The following is a 2,148-nucleotide window of genomic DNA, read 5'->3' as shown; positions in this document are numbered from 1 at the left end:
AGAGCGAGCTCCTGCCGTGTGTGGGAGCCGCTTCAGCGGCGATGGGAGGACGATCACCCCGCCCGGCAGTCGGCAGACACCTTGACTGCCGAAGCGGCCACGCACTGGCTAAACCCCGCCGGCAAATTGTCGAGGCGCAATGTCTCGGCCACCGGCAGTGAGAACGCGCGAACCTGCGCGTCGCCATGAAATACCGCGTAATAGCAACGGCCGCTCTGGCTCGCCTTGCATTCGAACCACGCTCGGCCCATGTGCACGTCGGTAAAGCTATCGAGGGTAACCGTTCCGTTCTCTCGTGCCGTCGCCACGATGCTGCGATTCTGCGCGTCGGTGCAACCGGCGAGGTTGAGGAAGCAGTAGATGATGGCTAGAAAAAGTCGCATGGAAGTCTCCTTCGTCACATGGYGCGGAAGATGGCCATGAACGGCTGACTCACATTCAAGGTTTCGGGGCGCCCACGCAGGCGCAGGCAACCCTTGCCGGTGTCGTCCCGTTCGACCGAGGCGACCTGGCGCAGGTTGACGATGGTGGAACGATGGATCTGGCGGAACGTCTTCGGATCGAGTTGGCGTAGCAGGTCGCGAATCGGACGGCTCAACAGCGCATCGCCCTCCGCCGTGGCGACCACCGTGTACTTGTTGTCCGCGCGGAAATAGATCACGTCGTCGACGAGGATCAGCCGCGTGGCCTTGCCGGCACCAGCGGTGATCCRGGTCAGTGGCTCGTCCGGCGCTTCGTCGAAGCGCTCGATCATGTCCTTCGCCAGATCACCCGTGCGGCGTGCGTGGCGCGCAGCATCGGCTAGCCGACTGCGCAGACGGGTGACCGTCTGTGCCAGGCGATCCGCAACCACCGGTTTGAGCAGATAGTCGATGGCGCCACGCTCGAACGCGTCGACGGCGTACTGGTCGTACGCGGTCACGAAGACCACCAGGGTTTGCGGACTGGCATCCGCCGCCGCAGCGGCCACTTCCATGCCCGTAAGTCCTGGCATGCGAATGTCGAGGAAGGCGATATCCGGTTGATGCGTGGCGATAGCCTCGAGCGCTTCACCACCGTCCTCGCAGACCGCCACGATCTCCAGGTCGGGCCACGCCTTTGCCAGTTCACGCTGGAGAGCTGCGGAGAGCAGCTTCTCGTCTTCGGCAACGATGCACTTAGGCATGATCGTTCACTCCCGTTGCTGGYAGCGTGATCGTCGCGGCGACGCCGGCTGGGAAGTTGTTACCGATGACAAAGCTCGCCAGCGCGCCGTAGGTCAGGCGCAGCCTCTCGCGCAGGTTCTTCAGGCCGATGCCGGTGCCCGAGCCTTCGCTGCGAAAGCCCATGCCGTCGTCGGCAACCGTCACCGAAAGCACACCGTCTTCCACGCGACCGCGAATCCATATCCCGCCGCCGCCAGGCTTCKGCTCGAGACCATGCTTGATGGCGTTCTCGACCAGGGTCTGCAGCATCATCGAAGGCATCGGCAGCATCGCGATGGCGTCGGCCACCTCGGTATGCACGGTGAGGCGCTCGCCCATGCGCAGCTTCATGATCTCGAGCCATGCCGTGGAGCGTTCGAGCTCCTGGCCGAGGGTCGACAGCGATCCGTCCGTACGCGGCAGCGAGCGGCGCAGGTAGTCGATCAGGTGCCCCAGCATGCGGTCGGCCCGAGCGGGGTCCGTGCGAACCAGTTCCTGTGCGCTGGCCAGCGTGTTGTAGAGGAAGTGCGGCTCTACCTGCGCCTGCAGAAGGCCGAGCTGTGCCGCCGTGAGCTCTTTTTCCATCGTCGTCTGCCGCACGTCGGCGCGCTCGCGGTTGCGCCGTTCGGCCAGGCGCTGGGTCATTGCACGAACCAGGGTTTCGACGTGCTCCAATGACGCACCGCCATCGGGATTGAACCAGTCGACCCAGGCACTGCTGTCCGGCTCGCAGACGAACATGACGCTACTCGATCCGTCGGCTGGCGTAATCGTGGCGGAGATGCGCGTGCTGCGTTCGAAAGTGCCGTGCTGCAACGAGCGGCGGCGTTGCGGCATCGCGCCGGACAGCAGGCGAACCATCGCGTGGATCTGCAGGCCACCTCGCGTACCGTTGATGTCCTGCACGTTCGGCAGTTCGCGGATCACCGCATCGACGATGCCGAAGGCCTCGTCGGCACCGTAG

At 64.6% G+C, this 2,148-nt stretch carries 3 protein-coding genes; all 3 read right to left on the bottom strand.

What is annotated here, in order from left to right; genetic code table 11:
• Positions 1-53 precede the first annotated feature (53 nt).
• Positions 54-383 carry a hypothetical protein gene (locus tag AC1DSN_RS21715; protein WP_063571515.1) on the bottom strand — a complete coding sequence of 110 codons (330 nt, stop codon included), beginning with the start codon at positions 381-383 and terminating at the stop codon, positions 54-56.
• A gap of 14 nt (positions 384-397) precedes the next feature.
• On the bottom strand, positions 398-1,165 hold the full coding sequence (locus tag AC1DSN_RS21710) for a LytR/AlgR family response regulator transcription factor (protein ID WP_477332837.1): 768 nt from the start codon (positions 1,163-1,165) through the stop codon (positions 398-400).
• Positions 1,158-2,148, bottom strand: a 991-nt coding sequence (locus AC1DSN_RS21705; protein WP_477332835.1) for a sensor histidine kinase, incomplete at its 5' end; no start/stop codon positions are given. The genes AC1DSN_RS21710 and AC1DSN_RS21705, both read right to left, overlap by 8 nt.

The sequence above is a fragment of the Luteibacter sp. P4_D7_3 genome, assembly GCF_056401735.1.
This window is presented reverse-complemented; position numbering and strand designations above follow the sequence as displayed.